At 69.1% G+C, this 4,623-nt stretch carries 6 protein-coding genes and 1 pseudogene; 2 read left to right on the top strand and 5 right to left on the bottom strand.

Annotated elements, in window-relative coordinates; all coding sequences use genetic code 11:
• The 4 genes from AC1D01_RS21785 to AC1D01_RS21770 form a co-directional block, all read right to left on the bottom strand.
• Window positions 1-817: beta-ketoacyl-ACP synthase III (locus AC1D01_RS21785; RefSeq protein WP_477869987.1), on the bottom strand; the 817-nt coding region annotated here is incomplete at its 3' end.
• Window positions 814-1,917, bottom strand: coding sequence for a phosphate acyltransferase PlsX (gene plsX, locus AC1D01_RS21780; RefSeq protein ID WP_477869989.1), 1,104 nt, complete (start codon window positions 1,915-1,917; stop codon window positions 814-816). The genes plsX and AC1D01_RS21785, both read right to left, overlap by 4 nt.
• Before the next feature lie 187 nt (window positions 1,918-2,104).
• Window positions 2,105-2,287, bottom strand: coding sequence for a 50S ribosomal protein L32 (gene rpmF / locus AC1D01_RS21775; RefSeq protein ID WP_477869985.1), 183 nt, complete (start codon window positions 2,285-2,287; stop codon window positions 2,105-2,107).
• 132 nt (window positions 2,288-2,419) lie between these two features.
• Entirely contained in the window at window positions 2,420-2,965 is a 546-nt protein-coding gene (locus AC1D01_RS21770) for a YceD family protein (RefSeq protein WP_477869983.1), read from the bottom strand.
• 54 nt (window positions 2,966-3,019) lie between these two features.
• Here AC1D01_RS21770 and AC1D01_RS21765 point away from each other — a divergent pair, with 54 nt between their 5' ends.
• Both AC1D01_RS21765 and AC1D01_RS21760 read left to right on the top strand, forming a co-directional pair.
• On the top strand, window positions 3,020-3,613 hold the full coding sequence (locus AC1D01_RS21765) for a Maf family nucleotide pyrophosphatase (protein ID WP_477869981.1): 594 nt from the start codon (window positions 3,020-3,022) through the stop codon (window positions 3,611-3,613).
• Between the two features lie 3 nt (window positions 3,614-3,616).
• Complete coding sequence (locus AC1D01_RS21760; RefSeq protein ID WP_477869979.1) at window positions 3,617-4,378, top strand: SAM-dependent methyltransferase; 762 nt, start codon at window positions 3,617-3,619, stop codon at window positions 4,376-4,378.
• A gap of 24 nt (window positions 4,379-4,402) precedes the next feature.
• On the opposite strand, the pseudogene AC1D01_RS21755 reads toward AC1D01_RS21760, so the two are convergent.
• Window positions 4,403-4,623, bottom strand: a pseudogene (locus AC1D01_RS21755) (hypothetical protein); the annotation flags it as partial.

The raw sequence follows: 4,623 nt of genomic DNA, 5'->3' as shown, positions 1-4,623 counted from the left end.
GCTTCAGCTTCTTGGCCGTGCCCTGCATGATGCGGATGTTGGCCTGGTGCGGGATCAGCCAGTCGATGTCGGCCTCGGTGCGGCCGGCCTTCGCGAGCACCGAGCGCGCGACGTCCTCGAGCACGCCGACGGCGAGCTTGAAGACCGCTGGCCCATCCATCTTCAGCAGCGGGTCGCCGGTGATCTTGCCGCCGGACACCGAGCCGGGCGTGCAGAGGATGTCGACATGGCGGCCATCCGCATGCAGTTCGCTCGCGAGGATGCCGGGCGTGTCGCTCGCCTCCAGCACCACGGCGCCGGCACCGTCGCCGAACAGCACGCAGGTGGTGCGGTCGTTGAAGTCGAGCAGGCGCGAGAAGATCTCGGCCCCGACCACCAGCGCCTTGCTGGCCGCGCCGGTGCGGATCATCGAATCGGCCACCGTCAGCGCATAGACGAAGCCGGAGCACACCGCCTGCACGTCGAAGGCGGGGCAGCCGGCAATGCCGAGCTTGCGCTGCAGGATGGTGGCGGTCGACGGGAAGACCATGTCGGGCGTCGAGGTCGCGACGATGATCAGGTCGATCTGCGATGCGGCGACGCCGGCCGCCTCGAGCGCACGCTGCGCGGCCGGYAGGGCCAGGTCGCTGCACGGCACATCGGCTTCGGCGAAATGGCGGGCGCGGATGCCGGTGCGCGCGACGATCCACTCATCGGAAGTCTCGACTCCCTTGGCGGCCAGTTCGGCGGCCAGGGCTTCGTTGGTCAGGCGCTTCGGCGGCAGGTAGCTGCCGGTGCCGGTGATGCGCGAATAGCGGGTCGCAGAGGGTTGGGTCATGCAGCGAGGGCGGCACCGTCGGACGATGCGCCGCTTGCACTTGCAGGGGTGGGCAAGGCATGCAGCGAATCGCGAATCCGGTCGTGCACCCGATCCAGCAAGTGATTGCGGGCCGCATCATAAGCCCGATTCAAGGCCTGCTCGAACGCATAGGCATCGGACGAGCCGTGCGCCTTGAACACCAGGCCACGCAGACCGAGCAGCGCGCCGCCGCTGTAGCGGCGGTGGTCGACCCGGTGCTTGAAGTGGTTCAGCACCGGCAATGCCACCAGCGCCGCCATCTTCGTGAAGATGTTGCGGGTGAACTCCTGCTTGATGAAGCTCGACAGCATCGACGCGAGGCCTTCGGCGGTCTTCAGCGCGACATTGCCGACGAAGCCATCGCAGACGACGATGTCGGTCGTGCCCTTGAAGATGTCGTTGCCTTCGACGTTGCCGTGGAAGTTGACGTGGCCGCCTTCGGCTGCGGCGCGCAGCAGCTCGCCGGCGCGCTTGATCGTCTCGTTGCCCTTGATGACTTCCTCGCCGATGTTCAGCAGGCCGACGCTCGGGTTCTCCTTGCCGTCGACCGCCGCGACCAGCGCACTGCCCATCACGGCGAACTGCAGCAGGTGTTCGGCGCTGCAGTCCACGTTCGCGCCGAGATCGAGCACGGTCGTGTAGCCATCCTTCTGGTTGGGCATCACCGCGGCGATGGCCGGGCGATCGATGCCCTCGAGCGTCTTCAGCAGGTAGCGCGCGACGGCCATCAACGCGCCGGTGTTGCCGGCGGACACGCAGGCGTGTGCACGCGGCGGCTGGCCGTCGGTACCGGACTTCAGCTGCATCAACGCCACGCGCAGCGAAGAATCCTTCTTGCGGCGCAGCGCCACCTCGACCGCGTCGTCCATCTCGACGACCTCGGTGGCCGCGACCACGTGGCAGCGGTCCCAGCCGGCCGCCGGCGCAAGCGCCTCGGCGCGGCCGACGAGCACCACCTCGGCCAGCGGGTGGGCAGCCAGGAAAGCGCGGCAGGCCGGCAGCGTGACGGAGGGACCGTGATCGCCGCCCATGCAGTCGAYGGACAGGCGAATGACATCGGTCGCGGCGGGCGGCGACATCGGGTTCATGGGTGCAGGAGAAGCAGCGAACTCAGGCAGCGAACGCCGGAGCGATCGCCACCCAAAAGACAAACACCCGGCACTGCGACGGTCCGCAGGCCGGGTCGATGCAAGGTCTCGCAGGGTTCACGCATCATGCCTTGGCCGCGGCAATGCGCGGGTCCGGCGGAAGTGCGCGACAACCGACTCAGGCGTCAGCCTTGGTCTTCAGGACCTTGCGCCCGCGGTAGAAACCGTTGGGGCTGATGTGGTGACGCAGGTGCGATTCGCCCGTGGTCGGCTCGATCGCGGTGCCCGGGGTGACCAGGGCATTGTGCGCACGATGCATGCCGCGCTTGGAAGGCGACTTCTTGTTTTGCTGAACGGCCATGAAAATTCTCCTTGAGCCTCCTGACACTCGCAGGAGCCAGGCGGGGTGCGCTGAAATCCCCAGGGCTCCGGGGACGCAATCAACGCTTTGACGAAAAAGCCTGCGATTCTAGCATGGCCTCCCAGGCCCGGATCAATTGGGGAGGTGGCCGCGCTTCAGGGCGGCCAGGGCCGCAAACGGATGAGCTTCCTTCCCGGCCTCTTCCTCTTCCGGCGAGACCGGCACGGCCAGCGGCTGCGGGCACTGCTCGTGACGCGGCACGATGGGCAGCGCCAGCAGCAGTTCGTCTTCCACGAGCGTCAGCAGGTCCAGGTCGCGGCTCAGCGCCAGCACGTCGTGTTCGCTGTCGGCGTCCAGCGCCGCGGCCGCATCTTCACCGGCCACGAACTGCAGCGAACTGTCGATCGACAACGGCACGGTCATCGGCGACAGGCAGCGCTGGCATTGCAGGGGCACCCGGGTCTCGGCTGTCAGATGCAGCCAGGTCTCGGCGCTGCCGGCGCGCCCTTCGCGGCGCTCGCCTTCGGCTGTCCAGGCGACTTCGGCATCACTTTCAGGCAGGGTGCTTTGCTTCAGGCGCAGCAGGTCGTCTTGCGACCAGCGGCCTTCGAGCCGGACGGATTCCTGGGCAAACGCCTCGGCATCCAGGTGGCGGGGATCGGTGACTCGGGACTTCATCCTTCCAGTGTACGGGCGCGCGCGCGATGGGAGTGCGATGGGAGAATGCGCCGCATGACCCCACGCCCCTTGCTGATCCTCGGCTCGACCTCGCGCTACCGGCGAGAACTCCTCGAGCGCCTGCGCCTGCCGTTCGAGGTTCGCTCGCCCGAGGTCGATGAAACACCGCTGGCGGGTGAAGCACCCGCCGCACTGGCACTGCGGCTGGCCCTGGCCAAGGCCCGCGCCGTCGCAACCCACGCACCGGACGCGGTGGTGATCGGCTCCGACCAGGTGGCCGACCTGGCGGGCACGCCGGTCGGCAAGCCCGGAGACCACGCGCGCGCCGTCGCGCAGCTGCGCTCGATGCGCGGCAAGTCCATCGTGTTCCAGACCGCCGTCGCCGTGGTGCACCGGCAGGCCGGCTTCGAAGCCTCGGCGCTGGTGGCGGTGCGGGTGCGCTTTCGCGACCTGTCCGACGACGAGATCGAACGCTACCTGCGCGCCGAGCAGCCGTACGACTGCGCCGGCAGCGCCAAATCGGAAGGCTTGGGGATCACCCTGCTGACCGCGATCGAATCCGATGACCCGACCGCGCTGATCGGCCTGCCGCTGATCCGCACCGCCGAACTGCTGCGCCAGGCCGGCATCGACCCGCTCGCCGCCTGATCGATGACGACCTCCGGCCAACTCTTCCTGGTGCCGAACACGCTGGATTTCGGCGTCTCGGCCGACAGCGACCTGCGCGAGGTGCTGCCCGCCGGCGTCTTGCGCACCGCCGCAGGCCTGGGCCACTGGGTCGCCGAGAACGCGAAGACGACGCGCGCATTCCTGAAGCGGGTCGACGCCATCCAGCCGCTTGCGCGGCCGCTGCAGGAGATCTCGATCGTCGAGCTGCCCCGGCCGCCGAAGGGCCGCGATGCCGGCGCGCCGCCCGACCTCAAACCCCTGCTGGCGCCGGCATCGGCCGGGCACGACATCGGGTTGATCTCCGAAGCCGGGCTGCCGGCGATTGCGGATCCGGGCTCGGAGCTGGTGCGCGCCGCGCATGCGATGTCGATCCGCGTCGTGCCGCTGTCCGGCCCCAGTTCGCTGTTGATGGCGCTGGGCGCCAGCGGCCTGAACGGGCAGAGCTTCGCGTTCGTCGGCTACGTGCCGGTCGATGCGGCGCAGCGCGCGGGCCGCCTGCGCGAACTGGAATCGCTGTCGCGCAAGCTCCGGCAAACCCAGCTGATGATCGAGACGCCGTACCGGAATGCGTCGCTGCTGGCGGCCCTGCTTGCCACGCTGAACCCGGACACCCGCCTGTCGGTGAGTTGCGGGCTGACGCTGGCGGGCGCCTGGACCCGCTGCGACACGGTGGCCCGCTGGCGCAGCCAGCCGGTCGAGCTGCCGAACGACGTGCCGGCCGTGTTCTCGCTGCTGGCGGGCTGAGGGGCCGTCAGCCCTGCCGAGCCATCAAGCCTGCGGCGGCGTGACCTTGGCGCCGAACAGCGCCGCGACCTTCTTCTTCGGCTTGATGTTGGGCGACAGGCGGCTCGTCGACGGAGCGGCTGCGGCCTTGCTTTCCCAGGCCGCCTCGGTGGCGGTGGTGCTCGGCTCGTAGGGCTTGTCGAAGAACGGATCGGCCGGCGGCCGCGGCGGGGCGTAGCTGCGTTGCGGGCGGGACTCGCCGGGTT

It is taken from the genome of Rhizobacter sp. P3_B12 (genome assembly GCF_056402895.1).
This window is presented reverse-complemented; position numbering and strand designations above follow the sequence as displayed.

Bases quoted from the DNA above. Each gene is read 5' to 3' on its own strand.
- rpmF (WP_477869985.1), bottom strand. From the start codon at position 2,287: ATGGCCGTTCAGCAAAACAAGAAGTCGCCTTCCAAGCGCGGCATGCAT.
- AC1D01_RS21770 (WP_477869983.1), bottom strand. From the start codon at position 2,965: ATGAAGTCCCGAGTCACCGATCCCCGCCACCTGGATGCCGAGGCGTTT.
- AC1D01_RS21765 (WP_477869981.1), top strand. From the start codon at position 3,020: ATGACCCCACGCCCCTTGCTGATCCTCGGCTCGACCTCGCGCTACCGG.
- AC1D01_RS21760 (WP_477869979.1), top strand. From the start codon at position 3,617: ATGACGACCTCCGGCCAACTCTTCCTGGTGCCGAACACGCTGGATTTC.